Source organism: Herbaspirillum sp. 1173, assembly GCF_031455335.1.
GTDB classification, from domain to species: domain Bacteria; phylum Pseudomonadota; class Gammaproteobacteria; order Burkholderiales; family Burkholderiaceae_D; genus Herbaspirillum; species Herbaspirillum huttiense.
Window position 1 is genome coordinate 408640 of record NZ_JAVDSP010000001.1, and the last position, 23922, is coordinate 432561.

The 23922-nt window shown below is 63.6% G+C and carries 22 protein-coding genes; 8 read left to right on the plus strand and 14 right to left on the minus strand.

The features are described 5' to 3' along the window. Positions 1–110: 110 nt before the first annotated feature. A complete protein-coding gene (locus J2X56_RS01900) occupies positions 111–830 on the plus strand; it encodes a glutamine amidotransferase (protein ID WP_039788210.1) in 720 nt (239 codons plus the stop codon). Between the two features lie 80 nt (positions 831–910). Here J2X56_RS01900 and J2X56_RS01905 read toward each other — a convergent pair whose 3' ends face one another. Further along, on the minus strand, positions 911–1588 hold the full coding sequence (locus J2X56_RS01905; RefSeq protein WP_199725024.1) for an arylesterase: 678 nt from the start codon (positions 1586–1588) through the stop codon (positions 911–913). Here J2X56_RS01905 and J2X56_RS01910 point away from each other — a divergent pair. Next, positions 1587–2294, plus strand: a complete 708-nt coding sequence (locus J2X56_RS01910; protein ID WP_310157783.1) for an ABC transporter ATP-binding protein — start codon at positions 1587–1589, stop codon at positions 2292–2294. The genes J2X56_RS01905 and J2X56_RS01910 overlap by 2 nt on opposite strands. Positions 2295–2304: 10 nt before the next feature. Here the strand turns inward: J2X56_RS01910 and J2X56_RS01915 are convergent, their stop codons facing one another. The 3 genes from J2X56_RS01915 to J2X56_RS01925 all read right to left on the minus strand — a co-directional run bounded on the left by J2X56_RS01915 (position 2305) and on the right by J2X56_RS01925 (position 6281). After that, positions 2305–3249: a DMT family transporter gene (locus tag J2X56_RS01915; RefSeq protein ID WP_121040085.1), complete on the minus strand. Its 945-nt coding sequence runs from the start codon at positions 3247–3249 to the stop codon at positions 2305–2307. Beyond that, positions 3203–4771 (minus strand): NAD(P)H-hydrate dehydratase, encoded by a 1569-nt coding sequence (locus J2X56_RS01920; RefSeq protein ID WP_134136244.1) that lies wholly within the window; start codon positions 4769–4771, stop codon positions 3203–3205. The genes J2X56_RS01915 and J2X56_RS01920 overlap by 47 nt, the downstream gene beginning before the upstream one ends. A 238-nt stretch (positions 4772–5009) precedes the next feature. After that, positions 5010–6281: an FAD-dependent oxidoreductase gene (locus J2X56_RS01925; protein WP_134136246.1), complete on the minus strand. Its 1272-nt coding sequence runs from the start codon at positions 6279–6281 to the stop codon at positions 5010–5012. A 470-nt stretch (positions 6282–6751) separates the two neighbouring features. On the opposite strand from J2X56_RS01925, the gene purL reads away from it, so the two are divergent. Beyond that, positions 6752–10783, plus strand: a complete 4032-nt coding sequence (purL, locus tag J2X56_RS01930) for a phosphoribosylformylglycinamidine synthase (RefSeq protein WP_310157793.1) — start codon at positions 6752–6754, stop codon at positions 10781–10783. 182 nt (positions 10784–10965) lie between these two features. On the opposite strand, the gene J2X56_RS01935 is transcribed toward purL, so the two are convergent. From J2X56_RS01935 to J2X56_RS01960, 6 genes are all read right to left on the minus strand, one after another. After that, entirely contained in the window at positions 10966–12075 is a 1110-nt protein-coding gene (locus tag J2X56_RS01935; RefSeq protein WP_310157796.1) for a porin, read from the minus strand. A gap of 504 nt (positions 12076–12579) precedes the next feature. After that, on the minus strand, positions 12580–13356 hold the full coding sequence (locus J2X56_RS01940) for a peptidylprolyl isomerase (RefSeq protein WP_121040097.1): 777 nt from the start codon (positions 13354–13356) through the stop codon (positions 12580–12582). A 94-nt stretch (positions 13357–13450) separates the two neighbouring features. Then, positions 13451–13735 (minus strand): BolA family transcriptional regulator, encoded by a 285-nt coding sequence (locus tag J2X56_RS01945; RefSeq protein ID WP_121040099.1) that lies wholly within the window; start codon positions 13733–13735, stop codon positions 13451–13453. Further along, entirely contained in the window at positions 13732–14352 is a 621-nt protein-coding gene (locus tag J2X56_RS01950; protein WP_310157801.1) for a septation protein A, read from the minus strand. The genes J2X56_RS01945 and J2X56_RS01950 overlap by 4 nt, the downstream gene beginning before the upstream one ends. Before the next feature lie 45 nt (positions 14353–14397). After that, on the minus strand, positions 14398–14793 hold the full coding sequence (gene msrB / locus J2X56_RS01955; protein ID WP_034335690.1) for a peptide-methionine (R)-S-oxide reductase MsrB: 396 nt from the start codon (positions 14791–14793) through the stop codon (positions 14398–14400). A gap of 88 nt (positions 14794–14881) precedes the next feature. Then, complete coding sequence (locus J2X56_RS01960; RefSeq protein ID WP_310157807.1) at positions 14882–16357, minus strand: protein adenylyltransferase SelO family protein; 1476 nt, start codon at positions 16355–16357, stop codon at positions 14882–14884. 164 nt (positions 16358–16521) lie between these two features. On the opposite strand from J2X56_RS01960, the gene J2X56_RS01965 reads away from it, so the two are divergent. The 5 genes from J2X56_RS01965 (at position 16522) to J2X56_RS01985 (ending at position 20541) form a co-directional block, all read left to right on the plus strand. Then, positions 16522–17457 (plus strand): branched-chain amino acid ABC transporter permease, encoded by a 936-nt coding sequence (locus J2X56_RS01965; protein ID WP_134136250.1) that lies wholly within the window; start codon positions 16522–16524, stop codon positions 17455–17457. A gap of 3 nt (positions 17458–17460) precedes the next feature. Then, positions 17461–18684, plus strand: a complete 1224-nt coding sequence (locus tag J2X56_RS01970; RefSeq protein ID WP_134136252.1) for a branched-chain amino acid ABC transporter permease — start codon at positions 17461–17463, stop codon at positions 18682–18684. Continuing rightward, positions 18681–19439 carry an ABC transporter ATP-binding protein gene (locus J2X56_RS01975; protein ID WP_134136254.1) on the plus strand — a complete coding sequence of 253 codons (759 nt, stop codon included), beginning with the start codon at positions 18681–18683 and terminating at the stop codon, positions 19437–19439. Before J2X56_RS01970 ends, J2X56_RS01975 begins: the two co-directional genes overlap by 4 nt. Then, the gene (locus J2X56_RS01980) at positions 19432–20148 is read left to right on the plus strand and encodes an ABC transporter ATP-binding protein (protein ID WP_134136256.1); all 717 of its coding nucleotides are present in this window, start codon (positions 19432–19434) and stop codon (positions 20146–20148) included. Before J2X56_RS01975 ends, J2X56_RS01980 begins: the two co-directional genes overlap by 8 nt. A 93-nt stretch (positions 20149–20241) precedes the next feature. Next, on the plus strand, positions 20242–20541 hold the full coding sequence (locus J2X56_RS01985) for a hypothetical protein (RefSeq protein WP_227022689.1): 300 nt from the start codon (positions 20242–20244) through the stop codon (positions 20539–20541). 29 nt (positions 20542–20570) lie between these two features. On the opposite strand, the gene J2X56_RS01990 is transcribed toward J2X56_RS01985, so the two are convergent. From J2X56_RS01990 to J2X56_RS02005, 4 genes are all read right to left on the minus strand, one after another. Continuing rightward, a complete protein-coding gene (locus J2X56_RS01990) occupies positions 20571–21356 on the minus strand; it encodes a glycosyltransferase family 2 protein (RefSeq protein WP_227022690.1) in 786 nt (261 codons plus the stop codon). A gap of 29 nt (positions 21357–21385) precedes the next feature. Further along, complete coding sequence (locus J2X56_RS01995; RefSeq protein WP_166675572.1) at positions 21386–21523, minus strand: hypothetical protein; 138 nt, start codon at positions 21521–21523, stop codon at positions 21386–21388. A 156-nt stretch (positions 21524–21679) separates the two neighbouring features. Then, entirely contained in the window at positions 21680–22987 is a 1308-nt protein-coding gene (locus J2X56_RS02000; protein ID WP_134136257.1) for an MFS transporter, read from the minus strand. A gap of 148 nt (positions 22988–23135) precedes the next feature. Continuing rightward, positions 23136–23894 carry an SDR family oxidoreductase gene (locus J2X56_RS02005; protein ID WP_121040112.1) on the minus strand — a complete coding sequence of 253 codons (759 nt, stop codon included), beginning with the start codon at positions 23892–23894 and terminating at the stop codon, positions 23136–23138. Positions 23895–23922: the final 28 nt, after the last annotated feature.

Here is a 23922-nt window from a genome sequence, read left to right on the forward strand (position 1 = left end):
GCCGTACTTGTTGTCGCTTTCTCCAGTCGACATTCGAAAAGCATCGCAGGGGGTATTTCCACGAGGAGTACGTCCGATGCGAGTCTTGCCCTGAATACGACCACGTTTTTATGCCTGCCCCAGTCCTGATCATACAAACCGGCGATGCCAATCCCGCCCTCAAGACCAACTACGGTGGTTACGCCGACCAGATAGGCTGCGCTGCCGGCCTGTGCCACACCGAGATCGAAGTCGTCACCGTTTATGAAGGCCAGCGCCCGTCCTGCCCGCGCAGCTACCGGGCAGTCTTCATCACCGGCTCACCGGCCATGGTGACCGACAAGGAAGACTGGAGCGAACGGACCGCCGAATGGATCCGCGACGCTGCCGAGCTCGACACCCCCATGTTTGGCATCTGCTACGGCCACCAGCTGCTGACCCACGCCTTTGGCGGCGAAGTCGGCTACAACCCGGCCGGCCGCGCGGCCGGCACCATGCACGTGAAGACGCTGGAATGCTGCCGCCAGGATGAATTGCTGGGCGTGCTGCCTTCGGAGTTCCCGGCCCACATGCTGCACATGCAGTCGGTGCTGCGTCCGCCCAAGGATGCCATCGTCATGGCGCGTTCGCCGATGGATCCCCACCACGTCATCAAGCACAAGCACAACGTCTATTCGACCCAGTTCCATCCCGAGTTTTCGCCGGAGTTCGTGCGGGCGCACCTGCATTACTACACCGATATCTATCGTGGCTGTGGCATCGATGCCCAGGCGCTGTGCGAGAAGGTGTGTGACACGCCGCAATCGACCGGATTGCTGCGGCGATTCCTGGAGTTGTACGCGCGGCATTGAAGCGCCTGCGCTCAATGAAATAGCCCCTGCGACCAGCGATGGCACAGGGGCTTTGTTTTGTGTTGCTGCGCTGAGGAGGCTTACTTCACCCCGACCAGCGGCTTCAGATACGGCCACACATTGTCCAGCAGCCTGGGCTGGGCCTGTTCATTAGGATGGATGCGGTCGGCCTGGAACAGCGAAAGATCGGCGGCAATCCCCTCGAAGAAGAACGGCACCAGTGCCACCTTGTTGCTCTTGGCCAGCTCCTGGAACATCCCTGCGAAGCGGCGCGTGTAGTCGGGGCCGTAATTGGGCGGAATCTGCATGCCCACCAGCAGCACCTTGGCCTTCTGCTGGCGCGCCAGGTTGATCATGGCCTGCAGGTTGTCCTGGCTGGTCTTCAGCGGCAGGCCGCGCAGGGCATCGTTGGCGCCCAGTTCGATCACCAGGACCTCCGGCTTGTGCTGCGTCATCAGCGCCGGCAAGCGGTTGCGCCCGCCGATGGTGGTGTCGCCGCTGATGCTGGCGTTGACCACCCGGTAATCCGCCTTGCTCTGTTGCAGCCGCTGCTGCAGCAGTCCGGTCCAGCCGGTGCCGCGCTGCAGCCCGTATTCGGCCGAGAGGCTGTCGCCGAGCACGAGCAGGTTTTTTGGGGCAGAATAAGCGCTCGTCGCCGCAACCACCAGCGCGACGCCCGCCAGCAGCCGCACTGCCGCGCCCAACAGCGCCTTGCGCCTCGCCCCTGTTCCGGACCCTCTTGCCCGATTGCCCTGCATGCCTGCTTCCGCTCCTGCCAGTTCCGCCGTCATTGCCGCCATTGAAGTCCTTCAGTTATCCAAACACGTTGCCGATGTCTCCGCGCCTGCCGGCCGGCTGACCATCCTGAGCGACATCGATTTTACCGTGGCCGCCGGGACCACGGTGGCCATCGTCGGCGCCTCCGGCTCCGGCAAGTCCACCTTGCTGGGCCTGTTGGCTGGACTGGATACGCCCAGCGAAGGTTCCGTGCGGCTTGATGGCGAAGACATCTATGCCCTCGACGAAGACGGCCGGGCGCTGCTGAGAAAGCGCAAGCTGGGGTTCGTGTTCCAGTCCTTCCAGTTGCTCGGGCACCTCAATGCCTTGGAAAACGTGATGCTGCCGCTGGAACTGCGCGGTGATGGCCAAGCGCGGGCCAAGGCCGAGCAGATGCTGGGCCGGGTCGGCCTGGGCAGCAGGCTGAAGCACTATCCCAAATACCTCTCCGGCGGTGAGCAGCAGCGGGTGGCGCTGGCACGCGCCTTCGTGACCGAACCGCCGTTGCTGTTTGCCGATGAACCGACTGGCAGCCTCGATGCGGCGACAGGAGAATCGGTCATCCAGCTGATGTTCGAACTGAACCGCGAGCGCGGCTCCACCCTGGTGCTGGTGACCCATGACCCCGGCATCGCGGCGCGCTGCGAGCGCACCCTGACCATCGCGACCGGGCGGCTGGTGAAGTAAATCCGACCGATCAGACGGATTCCATCGGATCGGCCGGCGGCAGCGGGTGCGCCCGCTTGTGTTCGATATAGGCAATGCCGATGCCGCTGGCGCAGATGATGGCAATGCCCAGTACCGTGATCTGGTCCGGGAACTGCCCGAAGACCAGCCAGCCCATGCCGCAGGCCGAGATGATCTGGGCGTAGAAGAAGGGCGTGAGCACCGAGGCTTCCGCGTGCCGGTAGGCCGAGTTCTGCAGGAAATGGCCGATGGTGCTGGTGATGCCGGTCGACACCAGGATCGCCAGTTCCACCACCGTCGGCGTATGGCTGGTCCAGAAGAAGGGCACCAGCAGCGTCGAGACGATGCTGCCCACCAGCGCGCCATAGAACAGCGTCACCATCGGATTGTCCGCCTGGCTGGCCTTGCGGTTGAGGATGGATAGCAAGGCTTGGGTGAAGGCCGAGACCAGGCCCAGCGCCACGCCCACCGGCGGGATGTCGCCGCTGGGGCGGATCACGATCAGCATGCCCGTAAAACCGATCAGCACCGCAATCCAGCGTGACAGATAGCTGCGCTCGCCCAGCAGCCAGGGAGAGATCGCCAGCACGATCATGGGCGCGCAGAAGTTCATGGCCGTGCCTTCGGCCAGCGGTACGATCTTCAACACCGAGAAGAAAATCAGCGTCGAGGCCAGCAGCAGTGCGCCGCGCCCCAACTGCAGTCCCAGCCGGTTCGACTTCAGGATGCTGCGCCCGTGACGCCGCCGGTAGAGCGGTGCCAGCGTGGCCGCCATGAAGAACAGGTTGATGGTGTAGCGCATCCACGCAATCATCACCACGTGATACCCGGCCAGCGCCAGCAGCTTGCCGGCCGTATCGAGCAAGGACAGCGTCCACAGGCCCGCGATGAGGAAAATGATGCCCAGCTTATGGTTGTGGGCGATGCGGATGTAAGGCAGGACGGCGCTGGACATGGTCTCGGAGGATCTGGTTGAACACGGCACGGATGGCCGGGATGAATTCGCTGGCGGTCAGCCCCACCGGGCCCTGGCCGGCCGCCACCAACTGGTCGGCGGCGGCGCCGTGGATCCAGGTGGCCGCCAGTGCCGCTGCCCGGGTCGGCCAGCCCTGCGCCAGCAGCGCGCCACACAAGCCTGACAGCACGTCGCCGGTGCCGGCCGTGGACAGCGCAGGATTGCCGCTGGGGTTGATGGCGATCTCGCCATCGGGGAAGGCAATGACGGTCCCCGCGCCCTTGAGCACGGTGATGGCGTTGAACTGGCGTGCCAGCAGGCGTGCGGCCTGCGGGCGGTCCTGCTGGATTTGCTGGGTAGTGCTGTCGAGCAGGCGTGCTGCCTCCAGCGGATGGGGCGTGATGATGCTGCAGGCCTCCTTGCTGCGCTGGCTGCGGCGATGCAGCTTGTGCTGCAGCGTGGGTTCGGCCGAGATCAGGTTCAGGGCGTCGGCATCGACCACGATGTCGGCTTCGCTGTCGAGCGCCCGCGCCAGGATGTCATGCGCATGGCGCGAGGTACCCAGGCCGGGGCCGATCACCAGCGCCGCGCTGGCGCCGAATTCGACACGGTCGGCCAGGCGGAACATCAGTTCGGGATGCTTGTCGTCGTAGGCCGGGCCATCGTCGACGAAGGCCACATAGACCCGTCCGGCTCCGCCGAAGGCGGCGGTGCGCGCCGCCAGCACCGGCGCTCCGGCCATGCCGCGCGCACCGCCCACCACGATGACGTCGCCGTAGCTGCCCTTGTGGCTGTTGTTGGCACGTGGCTTGAGCGCGGTGGCAAAACTCTGCGGACCATTCAGGAAGGCACGCGCCGGTGGCAGCAGGGCGGTGTCGATCTCCAGCGCGTCGACCACGATCTGGCCGCTGTGGTCGCTGCCGTCACAGGTGTGCAGTCCGGGCTTGTCGCCGATGAAGCTCAGGGTATGGGTGGCCTGCACCGCCACGCCCTCGCGGCCGCCCACGATGCTGCCGGTATCGGCATTCAGTCCGCTGGGGACATCGATGGACAGCACCGGGCAGCGCAGGCTGTTGATGTACTCGATGATGGGCCGCATGGCCGGGCCGGGCGGGCGCGTCAGGCCGATGCCGAACAGTCCGTCGATCACCAGCGCCCAGGAGCGGGCGCGCAGCGGGACATCCCCCGTTCCTTCAATGAACTCCAGCTCGGCCTCGCGCGCCCGTGCCAAGGCACGGCGCGCATCGGCAGGCTGGCGGCTTTCATCAGCGTGCAGTTGCACGCTCACTTCGATGCCGGCTTCTTCCAGCAGGCAGGCGGCTTCCAGTGCGTCACCGCCATTGTTGCCGGGACCGGCCAGGACCAGCACCGAGGGCGAGGAGGCCGTGGTCGAGCACAGCAACTGCTGGGCCTGCTCGGCGATGGCCGCGCCGGCGCGCTGCATGAGGGTGTAAGGAGGCAGGGCGGACAGGGCCGCTTGTTCAACCTGGCGGATCTCGGCAACGGAATGGAGCGCGCTCATGATCGGGGTGGCAGGGACGTTGAGTGGATGGGCGTCAGTGCAGCAGGCAGATCGCTGGAACCCGCGAAAGATCGGCGCTGGGGAGCCAAGTGCAGAAAAATTCACCTGCTCAAGCGCTGGTCACGCGGGTGCTTGATTTTAAGTGAATTGTTCTGCCAGCGCAGGCGCTTCGGCGATTTTCATCGATGAAAAGAATGCACGCGGTCGGCCTGCACCGCGTGGTTCGGCAACTGCTCGCTCAGCCGAGCACGTCACGCGGCAGCAAGCCTTCGACCGGGATTTCGCTGTCATCGCCGCTGATCATGTCGCACAACAGGCGCGCCGAACCGACGCTGGCGGCCCAGCCGGTGGCACCGTGGCCGACGTTGACGAAGACGTTGCCTTGCCGCGTCGGTCCCACCACAGGCAGGCCGTGCGGCAGCAGGGCCATGGTATTGCTCCAGAAATGTGCCTGGTTGTAGTTGGCGGCATTGGGGTAATAGTCGCCGGCAATCTTGAGCAGGTTGCGCAGCGCCTTGGGCGGCAAGGTCTGGCTCTGCGGCACGAAGCCCAGCAGGCCACTGATGCGGATGCGGCTGCCCAGGCGTGTCATGCTGACCTTGTAGCTGTCGTCATGCAGGGCCATGCTGGGTGCATCATCCGGATTTTTCACGGGTACCAGTGCCGAATAGCTCTGCAGGGCCAGCAGCGGCAGGTCGGTATCGAGCGGACGCAGCAGTTCGGCGCTGGACATGCCGGCTGCCACGACCACGGCATCAACCCGCATTTGCGAGGCCAGATGAGGCGAGCTGACGTGCAGCGTCAGGCGGCCGCCGAATTCGGCGTTGATCGAGGTGACGGTGGAATCGAAATGGAAGCTCACCCCCAGGTCCTGGGCCGCATTGCGCATCTGCTTGGCAAACAGCACGCAGTTGCCGGCCACGTCTTCCGGGTAGTAGAGCGCGCCGGAGAGCTTCGCTTCCGACGAGAAGGCCGGTTCCAGTGTGCGGATGCCGGCCGCGTCCAGGGCCTGGTGCTTGAACTCGCATTGGCCGGCGGCTTCCTCCAGCTGCGCCATGCGGGCCGCTTCGGCAGGTTGGCGGAAGAGGTGGAACACGCCCTGGCCATTTTCATGCTCCAGGTTGTGATGGGCCTGCAATTGCAGGGTCAGGCTCTGGCCGTAGGCCGACAGGCGCGTCAGGCGCAGCTTGTTCCCGGCAAAATCGTGGTGCTGGGCCTGGCGCGTGGCGCGCATCCAGCGCCGGCGGCCGAAATCGGTCCCGGGGGCCAGCAGGACCCGCGGCTCGTCCTGGAAGCGGCAGGCGAAGGTCGCCATGGCACCCGGTAATGTCAGCGGCATGGCCGCCCCCGGTGCCAACAGTCCTGAATCGCCGAAGGTGGCTTCTTCGGCCACGTGCGCACGGCGCTCGATGACGGCAACTTCATAGCCTCTGGCGGCCAGGAAGTAGGCGCTGCAAATCCCTGAAAGTCCCCCGCCGATGACGGCGATCTGTCGTTGTGTGCTGTTCACTCTGTTCGTCTTGGAAGCGGCAGGGCCGCTGTGGTCGTGGGCATCGGCCATGGATCGCCGGGCTGGCCCTGCGCCGATGCGGGCCGAATGATACCGCGAAATTTCCTTGCAGTTTGGATATTGCCGCAGGGCTACGTGCGTCCTGCCCGAAAGGGGGGACATTTTCTGCTCCAAATGACAACGTCTGGCGACACGGCGCGGATGACAGCGGTCTGCTGCATCGCGCTGCCGCCCGCTTGGAGGCAGCGCGGCCCCACCGCTCGCTTTGCGCGGGACTTGGCGCGGTGTCCACTGTATAATGCCGGCTCTGCCAGCAAACGCGCGCACGATCCATCATTCCGCCAGTCCCCGACCTGCACGATTTTTCCTTGTGCGATGCGTCATCCGGGGCCGGTTGGTGTCGGTGGACCGGTCCCTGCCGCGATGCTGCGACGGTTTTCCCGATTCAAGCTAACTGCCTCGACCTCGCCATGCTGATCCTGCCGGGCTCCAATGCCCTTTCCGCTTTCCGTACCCAACGCCTTCTGACCCAATTGCAAGCAGTGGATGCCGCCATCACCGGCGTATCCGGCCGCTATCTGCACTTCGTCGACGCCGGCCAGGCCCAGGCCCTGACGCGGGAGGACGAGGCACGCCTCAACGGCCTGCTGACCTATGGCGATCCCTTCAATGGCAGCGACGAGGGCGATGCCTTCGTGGTGATCCCGCGCTTCGGTACCATCTCGCCGTGGGCCAGCAAGGCCACCGACATCGTGCGCAACTGCGGCATGGGCCACATCCACCGGGTCGAGCGCGGCATCATCTTCCGCGTGCAGGTCAAGACCGGCCTGCTGGGGGGGACCAAGAAACTGAATGAAGCCAGCATCCCGGCCGTGGCCGCGCTGCTGCACGACCGCATGACCGAAACCGTGCTGCGCGATCCGCAGGACGCCGCCGGCTTGTTCTCGGAACTGCAGGCCAAGCCGCTGGAATCGGTGGACGTGATCGGCGGCGGCCGTGCCGCGCTGGAACGCGCCAACACCGAACTGGGCCTGGCCCTGTCGGATGACGAGATCGATTACCTGGTGGACGCCTTCACCAAGGCCCAGCGCAATCCGACCGACGTCGAACTGATGATGTTCGCCCAGGCCAACAGCGAACACTGCCGCCACAAAATCTTCAATGCCGACTGGACCATCGACGGCGAAAAGCAGGACAAGTCGCTGTTCGGCATGATCAAGAACACCCATCAACTGGCGCCCAAGGGCACCGTGGTGGCCTATTCGGACAACTCCTCCATCATCGAGGGCGCGACCGTTTCGCGCTTCTACCAGCGTGGTGCCACCAAGGGCAACGTGTATGAAGCTTCGGACGAGCTGACCCACATCCTGATGAAGGTCGAGACCCACAACCACCCGACCGCCATCTCCCCGTTCCCGGGTGCCTCCACCGGCGCCGGCGGCGAGATCCGCGACGAAGGTGCGACCGGCCGTGGCTCCAAGCCCAAGGCCGGTCTGACCGGCTTTACCGTGTCCAACCTGATGGTCACGCATGCGGTGCAGCCGTGGGAAAACGCCCGCGACGTCGCCCAGCCGGTGGACCAGCGCGATGAACACGCCCAGGGCGGCATCTACGGCAAGCCGGAGCGCATCGCTTCGCCCCTGCAGATCATGATCGACGGCCCGCTCGGTGGCGCGGCCTTCAACAACGAATTCGGCCGTCCCAACCTGGGCGGTTACTTCCGCACCTACGAGCAGAACGTGGGCGGGCAGGTCATGGGCTATCACAAGCCCATCATGATCGCCGGCGGCATGGGCAACATTTCCGCCAAGCACACCAAAAAGAACGACCTGCCGGTGGGCAGCCTGCTGATCCAGCTGGGCGGCCCCGGCATGCGCATCGGCATGGGCGGTGGTGCTGCGTCCTCGATGGCTACCGGCGTGAATACTGCCGATCTGGACTTCGATTCGGTCCAGCGCGGCAACCCGGAAATGGAGCGCCGTGCCCAGGAAGTCATCAATGCCTGCTGGGCGCTGGGTGACGACAATCCCATCCAGTCCATCCACGACGTGGGTGCGGGCGGCCTGTCCAACGCCTTCCCCGAGATCACCAATGATGCCAAGCGCGGTGCCATCTTCGACCTGCGCAAGGTGCCGCTGGAAGAAAGCGGCCTGGCTCCGCGTGAGATCTGGAGCAATGAATCCCAGGAGCGTTACGTGCTGGCCATCCTGCCGGAACACCTGGATCTGTTCAAATACCTGTGCGAGCGCGAGCGCGCCCCCTTCGCCGTGGTCGGTACCGCCACCGAAGAACGCCAGCTGAAAGTCATCGACCCCGAGCACAACAACAACCCGGTCGACATGCCCATGGATGTGCTGCTGGGCAAGCCGCCCAAGATGCACCGCGACGTGCAGCACGTCGAGAAGCAATTGCCGCCGGTGGACCTGACCGGCATGGAGCTGGTGGACGTGGCCCAGCGCGTGCTGCGCCTGCCGGCCGTGGCCGACAAGTCCTTCCTGATCACCATCGGTGACCGCAGCGTCGGTGCCATGACCGTGCGCGACCAGATGGTCGGCCCGTGGCAGGTTCCGGTGGCTGACGTGGCCGTGACCGCCATGGGCCTGGAAGGCTACCTCGGCGAAGCCATGGCCATGGGCGAGCGTACCCCGCTGGCCGTGATCGACGCCCCGGCTTCTGGCCGCATGGCCGTCGGTGAAGCCATCACCAACATCGCTGCCGCGCCCATCGCCGAAATCGGCGACATCAAGCTGTCGGCCAACTGGATGGCGGCCTGCGGCCAGCCCGGCCAGGACGCCGCGCTGTTTGACACCGTCAAGGCCGTGGGCATGGAACTGTGCCCGGCACTGGGGATCTCGATCCCGGTGGGCAAGGATTCGCTGTCCATGCGCAGCACCTGGAGCGATGAAGAGGGGGCCAAATCGGTGACCTCGCCGGTCTCGCTGATCGTCTCCGGCTTTGCGCCGGTGACCGACGTGCGCCGCGTGCTGACCCCGCAACTGCGCAAGGACAAGGGCGAAACCGTCCTGATCCTGATCGACCTGGGCCGTGGCAAGAACCGCATGGGTGCCTCGGCGCTCACGCAGGTGATGCAGCAGATCGGCAACGAGACCCCGGACGTGGATAGCGCAGAAGACCTGAAGGCCTTCTTCAACGCCATTCAGCAACTCAATACCGAAGACCGCCTGCTGGCCTACCACGACCGTTCCGATGGCGGCCTGTATGCCACCCTGGCCGAAATGGCCTTTGCGGGTCACACCGGCATCTCGGTCAACCTCGACATCCTGACCATGGAAGCCGAGCATGCCGCTGACTGGGGCGATTCCAAGAACTGGACCACGCAAGTGGCCGAGCGCCGCAATGAACTGACCCTGCGCGCACTGTTCAGCGAAGAACTGGGTGCGGTGATCCAGGTTCCGGCCGAGCAGAAGTCGGACGTCATGAACGTGCTGCGCAGCTACAACCTGGGCGCGTGCAGCCATATCATCGGCAAGCCCAACGACCGCGACGTGATCGAATTCATGCGCGACGCCAAGAACATCTACAGCCAGCCGCGTGCCGAGCTGCACCGCGTCTGGAGCGAGACCAGCTGGCGCATCGCCCGCCTGCGCGACAACCCGGCCTGCGCCGATGCCGAATACGAACGCCTGCTGGACGCAGCCGACCCCGGCATGACGCCCAAGCTGACCTTCGATCCGCAGGAAGACATCGCCGCACCCTACCTGTCGCTGGGCGCAGCGGCGCGTCCCAAGGTCGCCATCCTGCGCGAGCAGGGCGTGAACTCGCACATCGAGACCGCCTATGCCATGCACAAGGCCGGCTTCACCGCCGTGGACGTGCACATGAGCGACCTGATCGCCAACCGTGCCAAGCTGGATGACTTCAAGGGTTTCATCGCCGTGGGCGGCTTCTCCTACGGTGACGTGCTGGGCGCCGGCGAAGGCTGGGCCAAGACGATTCTCTTCAATGCGCAGCTGGCCGAGCAGTTCTCGCGCTTCTTCCAGCGCCAGGACACCTTCTCGCTGGGCATCTGCAACGGCTGCCAGATGATGAGCAACCTGAAGTCCATGATCCCGGGCGCGGAAGCCTGGCCCAAGTTCACCCGCAACAAGTCCGAGCAGTTCGAGGCGCGTTTCGTGATGGTGGAAGTGGCCGATTCGCCGTCCATCTTCATGCAGGGCATGGCCGGTACCCAGGCACCGATCGCCACCGCCCACGGTGAAGGTTTTGCCGACTTCTCGCAGACCGGCGACATCGACAAGGCCCTCATCGCCATGCGCTACGTCGACCATCGCGGCGCGGCCACGGAAGCCTATCCGTTCAACCCCAACGGTTCGCCACAGGGCATCACCTCGGTGACCACCCCGGACGGCCGCTTCACGGTCCTGATGCCGCACGCCGAACGCGTGTTCCGCACCGTGACCCAATCCTGGCACCCTGAATCGTGGGGCGAGGATTCGCCGTGGATGCGCATGTTCCGCAATGCCCGCAAGTGGGTGGGTTGAGCCGGAAATGGCTTGAAATGAAGTTTCCTGTTCCGACTGCCCGCTGTGCGGGGCACTCGGGTAGGGGCTGAAAAAGCAGGATGAAAAAAAACGCAGTTCCTTTCGGAACTGCGTTTTTTTGTTTCTGCTGCGCGGTCGGATGATGACGCTTCCCCGAAGGAAAGCGCCGTCCTCAAGCCGGATCAGAAGATGTGACGAATGCCAACGCCGACGGTGGTCAGGTTGCTCTTGCCGTTGGCCGAGTTGGTGATCTCGTACACGGCAGCGTCCTTGGCCTTGTTGTAGTCCACGGTGGTGTACAGCTGGGTGCGCTTGGACAGGGCGTATTCGGCCACGCCCACGACGGTGTAACGCTTGCCGTCGCCGACATTGCCGAGGGTCTGGTAGGCCACGTTCTTGCTCTTGTCGTAGTACACGCCGCCGGTCAGGCTCAGTGCAGCGGTGGCCTGGTAGTTGGCACCGAAGAAGTAGCCATCATCCTTGCGTTCCACGCCGACGGTGTTGCCACCTGCGGTGTTGGCCAGCGAGTAGTTGGTGGTTTCCATGAACAGACCGTTCAGGCCGGTCGCGTCCTTCATGCGGTAGTAACCGGCGAAGACCTTGGCCGCGCCGAAGGCGTAGGAAGCCGACAGGTTGTAGGTCGTGGCCTTGTTGCGTGCAGGCGTGGTGTCCACGGTTTGCTGGAAGCCGCCACCGATGGCGAAGCCACCGTTGTTGTAGCGCAGGGCGGTGCTGATCTGGCTGCCGCTGCGGGTCGAACCGGCTTGCTCGCCGAAGGCGTAGCTCACGGAAGCGGCCACGGGACCGAACTGGCCGTCATAGCGCACGGTGTTGTCGCTGCGCACGCGGGTGGCGGCAGCCGGCATCCAGGAGTTGGTTTCGTAGTTGCCGACGGTCAGCGGATCGAAGTGATCGGCCATCAGGTCGAACAGGGCGGTGTTCTGGCGGCCCACGGAGACCTTGCCGAAATCACCGGCCAGGCCAACCCACGATTGACGACCGAACAGACGGCCACCTTGTTGGGCGGCGCCGGTGTCGCTGCTGAAACCGTTTTCCAGACGGAACACTGCCTTCAGGCCGCCACCCAGGTCCTCGGTCCCCTTGAAACCGATACGGCTGTTGGAAATGGCGCCATTGTCCATGCGCACGTTGCTGCTGCCCTGGGCATTGTCATTGCTCAGATAACGAATGCTGGTGTCGACGATGCCGTAGATGGTCACGGAGGACTGGGCAAAGGCTGCGCCGCCGGTGGTCAGGCCGGCTGCCAGCAGCAGCATGGAACTCTTCTTCATAGGTTTCTCTCCAGAAAGCACGATGTTGTGTTGTTGATGGCGCCGTGGATCAGCCTTGTGTGCCTCTCCCCGAAACACCTCTTTTATCGCCGCGACCGCATTCAACGTGGCCGGCCGCAGCCTGTCCCTATTTGGAACTGGGTCGAAGAATATCAGAACGATGGTTCGCAAAATGCGCGAAATGCTGCAGGAAAATTCCTCTTTTTTAATTATTTAGTGAATTTATATGATTTTAAAAAATTCATTGCGTAAATCTTTTATAAAAATAAATCTTCACTATGAAACTGGATTTGTGTCTTCCATATGACAGGAAAGCCAATTTCAGCGGTTTTTTGGAGGAAATCCGAGGTTTACAAGTGACTTTTCGATGTTTCAAGCAGAACTTGTGCGTGCAAACGTAGCTAAAAAGCAACATGCCCGGCAAGGAAACCTGGCCGGGCATGCGGGGAGAGCGATGAAGAGGAGGGCGCGCGGCCGTCCTCTTCGGCGATCAGGGCGTCAGGCTTATTGCACCTTGGCCTTGGCGCGCAGTTGCTCCTGGTAAGCCTGCAGCTTCTTCTGTTGCAGGGCTTCGGCGATCTGCGGCTTGACTTCGTCCAGGGTCGGGACCTTGGCCGGGCGCACATCTTCCAGCTTGATCACGTGCCAGCCGAACTGGGTCTGCACCGGAGTCTGGGTGATGTCACCCTTCTTCAGGGCCACCATGGCGTCGGAGAACGGCTTGACGAAGGAGGCCGGGGTCGCCCAGTCGAGGTCGCCACCGTTGGCTGCCGAACCGGTGTCCTTGGATTGCTTGGCCAGGTCTTCGAACTTGGTACCGGCCTTCAGCTTGGCGATGATGGCTTCGGCGTCTTCCTTCTTGTCCACCAGGATGTGGCGGGCGTGGTATTCCTTGTCGCCGGCCTGGGCCTTGAACTTGTCGTATTCGGCCTTGATGTCGGCGTCGGAGACCGGGTTCTTCTTCAGGTAGTCAGCGATCAGGGCCCGGATGACGATGGACTGGCGGGCCAGTTCCAGCTGGTTCTTGACGTCGGTGCTGTTGGACAGGCCTTGCTTGTCGGCTTCCTGCATCAGGATTTCACGATTGATCAGCTCTTCCTTGATGGCACCGCGCAGTTGCGGGCTGTCAGGCTGGCCTTGCGCAGTCATCTGCTTGACCATCAGTTCGGCGCGGGAGGAAGGGATCGCCTTGCCGTTCACGACGGCCAGGTTTTGAGCGAAGGCCGGGATGGAAGCGATGGCGAACAGCAGCACCAGCAGACGAGCGGGTTTGAATGTCATTGTTGAATCCTAGAAAAGAAAGGAATGAATCAAAACGGAGAAGAAAAACAGGAGGGGCTTGGATAAAAGCAGGCGTCGGTCTTTGTTCTTGGTCTCAGTTCGTTGCCTCTGATGGGGAGAGCGCCACTATGGCCAGCGCATGGATCTCCTGCTGCATCAGGTCGGACAGGCAATCATACACCAGCCGATGGCGGTTCAACCGATTTTTGCCCTCGAACAAGTCGGAAACCAGGCGGATCCTGTAATGTCCTCCGCCAGAGGCGGCACCGGCATGTCCAGCATGCAGGGCCGACTCATCCTCGACCAGACAGACCTGCGGCGAGAAAGTTGCAGTCAGACGCTCGGTGATGCGCTGCACGCGGGTGTCAGCGGCGCTCATTCGGCATCCTTCATGTACTTGGAGAGGAACAGGCTCTGGCCGATGATGAAAGCAAACATCAGGCCCATGCTGCCGAACATCTTGAAGTTGACCCAGGTATCGAGCGAGTAATTGAAGGCGATGCACAGGTTCAGTACGCCCATGACCGCGAAGAACACGATCCAGGCCAGGTTCAGGCGCGGCCAGATCGCTTCGGGCAGGGTGACCTGCTTTTCCATCATGACGCGGATGAGATTTTTCTTCATGAAGAGCTGCGACACCAGCAAGGCCAGGCCGAAGGCCCAGTACAGGATGGTCGGTTTCCACTTGATGAAGGTATCGTCACGGAAATAGATGGTGGCACCGCCAAAGACCACGATGATGGCCAGCGACACCCACAGCATGCCGTCCACCTTGCGCCGGCGCAGCAGCAGCCAGGCGATCTGGCCCAGCGAGGCGACGATGGCGACCGCGGTCGAGAGCAGGATCGGGGCCTGGCTGGCCGTGACGGCACCGGCCGACATGGCCCCGCCCAGGTATTGCATTACCAGGTCCTGCGCGGCCGAGGGATGGCCCTCGGCCCATTTGAAGACGCCGAAAAACAGGATGACGGGGAACAGGTCGAACAGAAACTTCATCGGGGTGGCTTCTTCAGTGAGTCAATGAAACGGTGGAGGAGCGGCTTACGCCGGGTCGAAACGCAGCGAAGCCGAATTGATGCAATAGCGCAGTCCGGTCGGCGGCGGGCCGTCGGGGAAGACGTGGCCCAAGTGGGCGTCGCAGACGTTGCAGATGATCTCGGTGCGAATCATGCCATAACTGCGGTCCACTTTCTCGCGCACGTTGGCCGGATCGATGGGTTCGAAGTAGCTGGGCCAGCCGCAGCCGGAATCGAACTTGGCATCCGAGGTGAAGAGCGGCGTGTCACAGCAGACGCAGGTATAGGTGCCGGCTTCATGGTGATCCCAGTAACGGCCGGTGAAGGCGCGCTCGGTGGCGGCTTCGCGGGTGACCTGGTATTCCATCGGGTCCAGTTGTTCGCGCCATTGCGCTTCGGTCTTTTCTACACGTTTGTTCATGCTTGGCTCCTTGGGGGATGACGGGCGGCGGGCAACTGCGGCCTGCTCAGGAAGAAAGTTTCAGATATGCCAAAAGTCAGGCCATGCTTCAGGATGAGCAGCTCACTTCCAGGTGACGGGCCCACTCCGGCGGCAGCGCCGCATAGCGCTCGAATTCGGGCTGTTCGTCAAAGGGATGTTGCAGGATCTGCTGCAGGCGGGCCACTTCCCTGAAATCCTTCTCCAGCGCACGGTCGATGGCGTCCTGGGCAAGGTAATTGCGTAGCACGTACTTGGGGTTGACCGCGTGCATTGCAAGCCGGCGGGCAGCGTCGTCGCTGTCTTCGGCGCGCAGGCGGGCGCGGTATTGCGTGGCCCAGGCATCGAAGGCGGGGCGGTCGAGGATGAGATCGCGTACCGGCTCATCGTCAGCCGTATTGCCGATGCGCAAGTCGCCCAGGCGGCGGAAGAACAGGGTGAAATCCACGCCATTGGCTTGCAGGATGGCAAACAGCGCTTCGATCAGTTGCTCATCCTCGGGCTGCTGCGTGCGCAGTCCGAGCTTGGCGTGCAGCAACTCGGCATGGCGCGCCTGGAAGATGGCTTCATAGTCGGCCAGCGCCGCTTCGGTCCGCTCCACCGAGCCGATCAGCGGCAGCATGGCCTGGCCCAGCGCGAAGCAGTTCCATTGGCCGATGCGTGGCTGCATCTGGTAGCTGTAGCGGCCCTGGCGGTCGGTGTGGTTGCAGATGTGGCGGGCGTCGAAGGCTTCCATGAAGCCGAAGGGGCCGTAATCCAGCGTCAGGCCCAGGATGGACATGTTGTCGGTATTCATCACGCCATGCATGAAGCCCACGGCCTGCCATTGCGCCATCAGCGTCGCCGTGCGGCGGGTGACTTCTTTCAGCAGGGCCTGATACGGGTTCTCTTCAGACAGCAGTTCCGGATAGAACTGCTCGAGTACGGTATCGGCCAGAATCTTCAGTTCATCGAAGCGCTGGTTGTAATACCAGTGCTCGAAAGAACCGAAGCGGATGAAGCTGGGGGCCATGCGGGTGACGACGGCGGCGGTTTCCGGGGCTTCGCGCATGACGCGCTGGTCCGAGCCGATCACGGTCAGGGCACGCGTGGTCGGGATGCCGAGCGCGGCCATGGCTTCCGAACAGAGGAATTCACGGATCGAAGAGCGCAGCACGGCACGGCCATCACCCATGCGCGAATAGGGGGTCATGCCCGCGCCTTTGAGCTGCAGCTCGATGCGTCCCTGGCCGTCGGCGGCCGGCAGGTCGCCCAGGGTGATGGCGCGGCCATCGCCGAGCTGGCCGGCCCAGACGCCGAACTGGTGTCCGGAATAGACCGCCGACAGCGGCGTCGAACCGGGCGGGATCAGGTTGCCGGCGAAGATGTCGAGGAAGCTGAAGTGCTCATCGGCCGGCCATGGCAGGCCGGCCGTGGCCGCGGCTGCCTCGCTGAATCCGACCAGGTAGGGCGCGGGCAGGGGCGTGGGCTGCAGCCGGGTATAGAAGGCCGGTGGCAGTTCGGCGAAACGGTTCCCGAAAGGGGGCAGCGGATAGGATTGCGTCATGGTCAGCCTGTGGCGCGCAGCCCGGACCGGGCCGCAATCCGCTATTTTGACAGAGAAGCGCGAATCCCATAGGATCGCTGCACTTTTGCGTCCTGCCGCGCCTGGCCGGACGCGGCAAGCTCTTCAACCTCCTCGATACGGCATCTCCCCGCAAGGCTGGCAATTTGGAATTCGCGCTGATCACCTTCCTGAACGGCCTGGGCTACGGCTTTTTGCTGTTCCTGCTGTCCTCGGGCCTGACGCTTATCTACAGCATGATGGGCGTGCCCAATTTCGCCCATGCCAGCTTCTACATGCTGGGTGCCTATGTTGCCTATGCACTGGCTGGCGTCCTCGGATTCTGGTGGGCGCTGCTGCTGGCGCCCCTGATCGTGGGTGTGGCCGGGGCGCTGGTGGAGCATTACGGCCTGCGCATCGTGCATCGCTATGGGCATGTGCCGGAATTGTTGTTCACTTTCGGTCTGTCCTATCTGGTGGTGGAACTGGTGCAACTGGTGTGGGGCCGCTCGCCGGTGCCTTATCGCATCCCGCCCGAACTGGACGGCACGCTGTTTACGCTGTATTCGACCGCCTTCCCGGTCTATCGCGGCTTCATGCTGCTGGTGGCGGCCTTGATGCTGCTGGCCTTGTGGCTGTTGCTGCGCCATACCCGCATCGGACTGGTGATCCAGGCCGCGCTGACCCATCCGCAGATGGCCGAAGCGCTGGGCCACAACGTGCCGCGCGTGTTCATGCTGGTATTTGGCGGCGGCTGCGCACTGGCGGCGCTGGCAGGCGTGATCGGTGGCAATGCCTTCGTGACCGAGCCGGGGATGGCGGCGGCCGTGGGCAGCATCATCTTCGTGGTGGTGGTGGTGGGCGGGCTGGGCTCGCTGGCCGGAGCCTTCATCACCTCCCTGCTGATCGGCATGATGCAGACCTTTGCGGTGGCGCTGGATGTCTCGCTGGCCAGCCTGGGCTTGCAGGTGCCGGCCGCCAGCGCGCTGGCACCGCTGGCGCGGCTGACATTGGCGCAGGTGGCACCGGTCTTGCCCTATCTGCTGCTGGTAGTGATGCTCATCGTGCGTCCCAAGGGCCTCATGGGCCGGCGGGAGAGTTGAGCCATGCGACGGATCGTGCTTCCCTGGCTGCTCTTTGCCCTGATGCTGCTGGCCGCACCGCTGGTGTTTCCGCAGAGCGCAGCGTTGTCGCTGCTGTCGCAGATGGGCACGATGGTGCTGCTCTGCCTCTCATACAACATGCTGCTGGGCGAGGGTGGCATGCTTTCTTTCGGGCATGCGGTGTATTCCGGCCTGGGCGCCTTTGGGGCCATCCACCTGATGAACCGCATGGCCGATGGCGTGCTGGCCTTTCCGGTGACGCTGGTCCCGCTGGCCGGCGGCCTGACCGGTGCGCTTTGTGCGGTGGTGCTGGGCTATCTCACCACGCGCCGCGCCGGCACGACGTTCGCCATGATCACGCTGGGACTGGTGGAACTGGTCTCGGCCTGCGTGTTGATGTTTCCCGAGGTTTTCGGCGGGGAGGGCGGCATTTCGGGCAACCGCGTCATCGGCGAGCCCGTGCTCGGGATCAGCTACGGCCCGCAGATTCAGGTGTATTACCTGATCGCCGGCTGGCTGCTGGTCTGTGCCGTCGCCATCCATGCCCTGCGCCATACCCCGCTGGGCCGCATCCTCAATGCCGTGCGCGACAATCCTGAACGCGCCGCCTTCCTCGGCTACGATCCGCAGCGGGTGCGCTATCTGGCCTTGATCCTGTCGGCTTTCTTTGCCGGCGTCTCTGGCGGGCTGTCGGCCATCAATTTCGAAATCGTCAGTGCGGAATACGTCGGAGCGCTGCGCTCCGGCACCATCCTGCTGTTTACCTTCATCGGTGGCACCGCCTATTTTTACGGGCCCGTCATCGGGGGCGTGGTCGGGGTGCTGTTTTCTTCCTGGCTGTCGGCTTATACGCAGGCCTGGCAGTTCTATCTGGGTGCGTTCTTCATCCTGATCGTGATGACTACGCCGGGCGGGCTGGCCAGCCTGATCGACCGCAGCTGGCACCTGCTGCAAGGCGGCCAGATGAATGCCCGTCTTGCGGGACGTCTGGCATGGTGGCTGGCGGCTGCATTCTGTACCTCGACGGGTGTCATCCTGGCGACCGAGATGGCGTATCAGGCCAGCCTGGGCAGCCTCGCCGATACCGGCGAAGGCGCTGCATCGCTGATGCTGTGGGGCTGGCGCATCGACGTTCATGCCGCTGCCCCGTGGGGCATTGCAGCGCTCTGCGTGGTGGTCGGCGCGGGTGCGCTGGTGGGCTGGCAACGTTCGGGGAGGGCGCGATGACGGCCGCTTTGCCACTGGTACTGCAGGATGTGCACAAGGCCTTCGACCGCAGCGAGATCCTGCGTGGTGTCGATCTGCAATTGCAGCCCGGCGAGCGCTGTGCCCTGATCGGGCCGAATGGAGCCGGCAAATCCAGCCTGTTCCACGTCGTCTCGGGACGCCATCGCGCCGATGCCGGCCGCGTGCTGCTGCACGGACGCGACATCACGCGCCAGCCGCCCCAGCAGATTCACCGGCTGGGACTGGCACGCAGCTTCCAGATCACCAGTCTGTTCCCGCGCCTGAGCGCTTTTGAGAATGTGCGTTGCGCGCTCTTGTGGACCCTGGGCTACCGCTATGCCTTCTGGCGTCGCATCGGCCAGTTGCGCGATGCCAGCGAGCGGGCGCTGTCCGTGCTGGACAAGGTCGGTCTGGCCCAGCGTGCCGAGGTGGCCGCGGGCGAGCTGAGCTATGCCGAGCAGCGTGCCCTGGAGCTGGCAGTGACCATCGCGGCCGATGCCTCCGTGATCCTGCTGGACGAACCGACCGCCGGCATGAGCCGTGCCGAGAGTGCCGCCATGGTCGCGCTGATCCGCGAAGTCACCGTCGGCAAGACCCTGCTGATGGTGGAACACGACATGCAGGTGGTCTTCGGCCTGGCGGACCGCATCGCAGTCATGGACAACGGCCGCGTGATCGCTTGCGACAGCGCCGAGCGCATCCGCGCCAATCCGGATGTCCAGGCGCTGTATCTGGATCGGAGGCCCCATGGATAAATCCTCTGCGTTGCTCAGGCTCACCGGCCTGCAGGCCTGGTACGGCCAGAGCCACGTACTGCATGGCATCTCGCTGGAGGTGGCGCGCGGGGAGATCGTCAGCATCCTGGGCCGCAACGGCGCGGGCCGCTCGACCCTGCTCAAGGCCGTGATGGGCCAGGTGCGCAGTACGGGGGAGATCGATTTCGAGGACCGTTCGCTGGCCGGTCTGGCCACCTACGCCATCGCGCAGCGCGGCATCGGCTACGTGCCTGAAAGCCGCGATGTCTTTCCGGCGCTCACCGTGCAGCAAAATCTGCTGCTCGGCCGCAAGAGCGGGCCGGTACCGCGCGATGGCTGGCGCGAAGAGGAAGTATTGACCTTGTTCCCGTCCCTGGAACGGCGCTACAAGGTGGCGGCCGGGGCGCTGTCGGGCGGGGAGCAGCAGATGCTGGCGCTGGGCCGCGCACTGATGGGCAATCCCCGGCTGTTGCTGATTGACGAACCGACCGAGGGCCTGTCGCCACAGATGGTCGGGCAGGTCGCCCATTACCTCGCACTGCTGCGCCAGCGGCAGGTGGCGGTGCTGCTGATCGAGCAGAAACAGGCACTGGCGCTGGAGCTGTCACAGCGGGTTTACGTGATGGGACGCGGCGAAATGGTCTTTCATGGCACGCCGGCGCAACTGGCGGCGGACCAGGCCTTGCAGCAGGAGTGGCTGGCTCTCTGAGGCCAGCGTCGATGAAAGGCGGCAATTCTCGTGCCGCCACGATGGCCGGGCCATCAGGGGACGCGCACAATCCCCGCTTTAGCCGATCGGGAGATGTTCATGCTGCTCTGGCCCCTGCTGATTTGCCTGGCCGTCCTGGCCCTGTATGCGGCTGACCGCGCCTGGTTGCGTTACGTCCGCCGCGAGGATGTGCCCTTGCACGATCCGCAGGGCTATCTGGAGATGACCGCCCGCATGACTGAACTCTGCCACGGCGACCGGATGCGGGTTGACCAGCTGATTGCCCGCCAGCGGCAGCGATTTCCGCAGGCGGGGCATGCCGAGCTGGTGCGGCTGGCCATGCGGGCATTGCTGGAGCCGCAATCCGCAAGCCAATCGGAACGCAGACGTTGATCCACGGCGTGTGGATTTTTCTCTTCTGATTACAGCATCGCCGGTGGCAAATCCAATCCCAGGGTGCGCAGCATCTCCTTGCGACGCAGGCGCAGGTCGTCGTCGCTTGCCGGCCATTTGCGGTAGATCGACAAATAATCCAAGGCGATCGAACCTTGGGACTTCGCGTCGTTGTTGCGGCTCTGGCCTTCATTGATGTGCACGACCGGCCCGGAAATGCCGAGGAAATTGAAGTCGTATTTCACCACCAGCGAAATCAGATAATCCCAGTCCTCATGGCTTTGCAGCGCGGCATCCACCAGATGGCGCTTGGCGATGGACGAGGAGAGGATGATGGTGTTGTTGGGGATGAAATTGCTGACCAGCAGGCCGCGGATGTCGGTGCCGCTCATATCGATGTCGGTGCTGGAGATCACCTGGGTGCTCTCGGCTGTACGCATTTCCCTCACCTGGCTATAGGACACGTAGTTGACGGCATCGCTGCGGAAGCGGTTGCATTGGACGATGGCCTGCAGGAAATCGGGCCGATAGCTGTCGTCATCATCCAGGAACAGGATGAAACGGCCACGCGCCAGCTGCACACCCGCATTGCGTGATTCGGCCGGGCCCTTGGCACCGGGCAGGCAGAGGAAGACATCAGTTTCGCGCAGCAGGCGGCTGGCGACTTCCTTGGTCGCGGCAGTGCCTTCATCAGCGACCAGGACAATCTCGAAATCCCTGAAACTCTGGGCCAGCAAGGATTGCAGAGCGCGTTCAAGGATGGCCGGGCGGCGGTGCGTGGAGACGACGATGGAAAACACGGGCGCAATATGCATGGTCATGAGTCAGTAGTGGGCGGTGGATGTCAGCCGGCCTGGGCCGGTAATCCTGAAAGGAGATCGTCAGGCCATTCGTCCGGCTGGCAGGCAATGCTCTCCCGGCGAACGTAGAAGAGGTGCAGGGTGTCGATGGACATCGGCCCGGCGGGCAGACGATGCAGCAAGATGGGATCCCCCCCGGAATCGACTTTTATTGGGGGCTAACTATAGCGCCCAAAGCAGGCACTGTAAACTTGATGCGGGGAGCTGCATGAAGAAGTCCACCTGCCGGGAGGCAGGTGGAGGGCCGACCTGAATGCGAAGAGGATTGCCAGGCCGTCTTACTTGTTGACCAGCTTGGCCGGCAAGCTCAGCGTGAGCAGGCCGCCGATCACCAGCGAGGCCGCCAGCACGTACATGCCGGCATTGGTGCTCTGCGTGGTGTCCTTGAGCCAGCCGACCAGGAAGGGGCTGACGAAACCGGCCAGGTTGCCCAGCGAATTGATCAGCGCGATGCCGGCCGCAGCTGCGGTGCCCGACAGGAAGGCCGTCGGCAGGCTCCAGAACAGCGGCAGGGTGGTCAGGATGCCGACGCTGGCCAGCGTCAGCGAGGCCATCGCCAGCGCCGTGTTGTGACCATACAGGGTGGACAGCAACAAGCCGATGCAACCGACGAAGGCGGGAATGGCCACGTGCCAGCGGCGTTCGCGGCGGGCGTCGGCGCTGCGGCCGATGAGCACCATGGCCGCAGCGGCGAAGGCGTAGGGGATGGCGGTGAGCAAGCCCACGTTCAGCGGATCGGAGACGCCGGTGGCCTTGATGATGGTCGGCAGCCAGAAGCTCACGCCATACAGGCCCATGACGAAGCAGAAGTAGATCAGCGCACCCAGCCAGACGCGGCCGTTGGCGAACATGGCACCCAGGGACAGGTGCTCCTTCTGGCTTTCTTCGTGGCTGATGTTGGTTTCCAGCAGGTGCTTTTCGTCTTCGGTGAGCCACTCGGCGTCACGGATGCGATCCTTCATATACAGGATCACCAGAACGCCCAGGATCAGCGAAGGAATGGCTTCCAGGATGAACATCCACTGCCATCCGGTATGACCCCATACGCCCGGCATGGCATGCATGATCCAGCCCGACAGCGGGCCGCCGATCACGCCCGAGAGGGCAATGCCGGTCATGAAGAGCGCAGTGATCTTGCCGCGCCGCGCAGCCGGATACCAGTAGGTCAGATACAGGATCACGCCCGGGAAGAAGCCGGCCTCGGCCACCCCCAGCAGGAAGCGCATGATGTAGAACATTTCCGGCGTGGTGACATAGGCCATCGCGCCCGAGATGATGCCCCAGGTGATCATGATGCGGGCGATCCAGAGGCGCGCGCCGACCTTGTGCAGGATCATGTTGCTGGGCACTTCGAAGACGAAGTAACCCAGGAAGAAGATGCCCGCGCCCAGGCCGTAGACGGTATCGCTGAATTTCAGGTCCTGCAGCATCTGCAGCTTGGCAAAGCCGACGTTGACCCGGTCCAGGTAGGAAGCCACATAGCACAGGAACAGCAGCGGCAGCAGCCGCCAGGTGACCTTGCTGTAGGTCGCGTCTTCAAAGGATGCGCGCGCGCCGTCGGCGGCTGCGCCTGCTTGGTAGGTCATGTCTCGCTCCAGATAGTGTTTGACGTATCGTTGTTGTGCGTCGCCGGTTCTTTGTGACCGCTTGACGGTGCCACGCATTGTAGTGGCGGTGAGGACATTGTCAAATCATTATCCTCACCGCTTGCATGAAGATTTTTACATCGCCGCCTTACACGCAACGCCCGCCATCGACCTCGATGCACACGCCGGTGACGAACTCTGCTTCATCCGAACCCAGGTAGAGGCAGGCATTGGCGATGTCTTCCGGGGTGGAGAAACGGCCCATGGGGATGGTGGCGACGAACTTCTTGCGGTTTTCCGGGGTGTCGGGCACGCCCATGAATTCGGACAGCAGGCCGGTGGCCGAGATGACCGGATTGACGCAGTTCACGCGGATCTTGTCCGGACCCAATTCGGCCGCCATCGACTTGCTGGTGGTGATGACGGCGCCCTTGCTGCCGTTGTACCAGGTCAGCCCGGGACGCGGGCGGATGCCGGCGGTGGAGGCGATGTTGACGAAAGCACCGCCGCCAACCTGGCGGAAATAGGGCACGAAGGTCTTGGCCGAGAGGAAGATGCTCTTCACGTTGACTGCATAGACGCGGTCGAACTCGTCTTCTTCCACTTCCAGCATGGGGCGGTTGCGATGCGTGGTGCCGGCATTGTTGACGACGATGTCGAGCTTGCCGAAGTGCTCCAGGGCGCTGGCCAGCAGCTGGTCCATGTCAGCGCGCTTGGAGACGTCGGCCTTGGCGAAGACCGCACGGCCGCCGGCCGCCTTGATCTCTTCAACCACCCGCAGGCCGCCCGTTTCGCCGATATCGGCCACCACCACGGAGGCGCCTTCACGGGCATAGGCCTTGGCGATGCCTTCACCGAAACCCGAACCGCCACCGGTGACGATGGCTACCTTGTCTTGCAAACGCATGATGTGTCTCCTTGAAAATTGTGTGTGT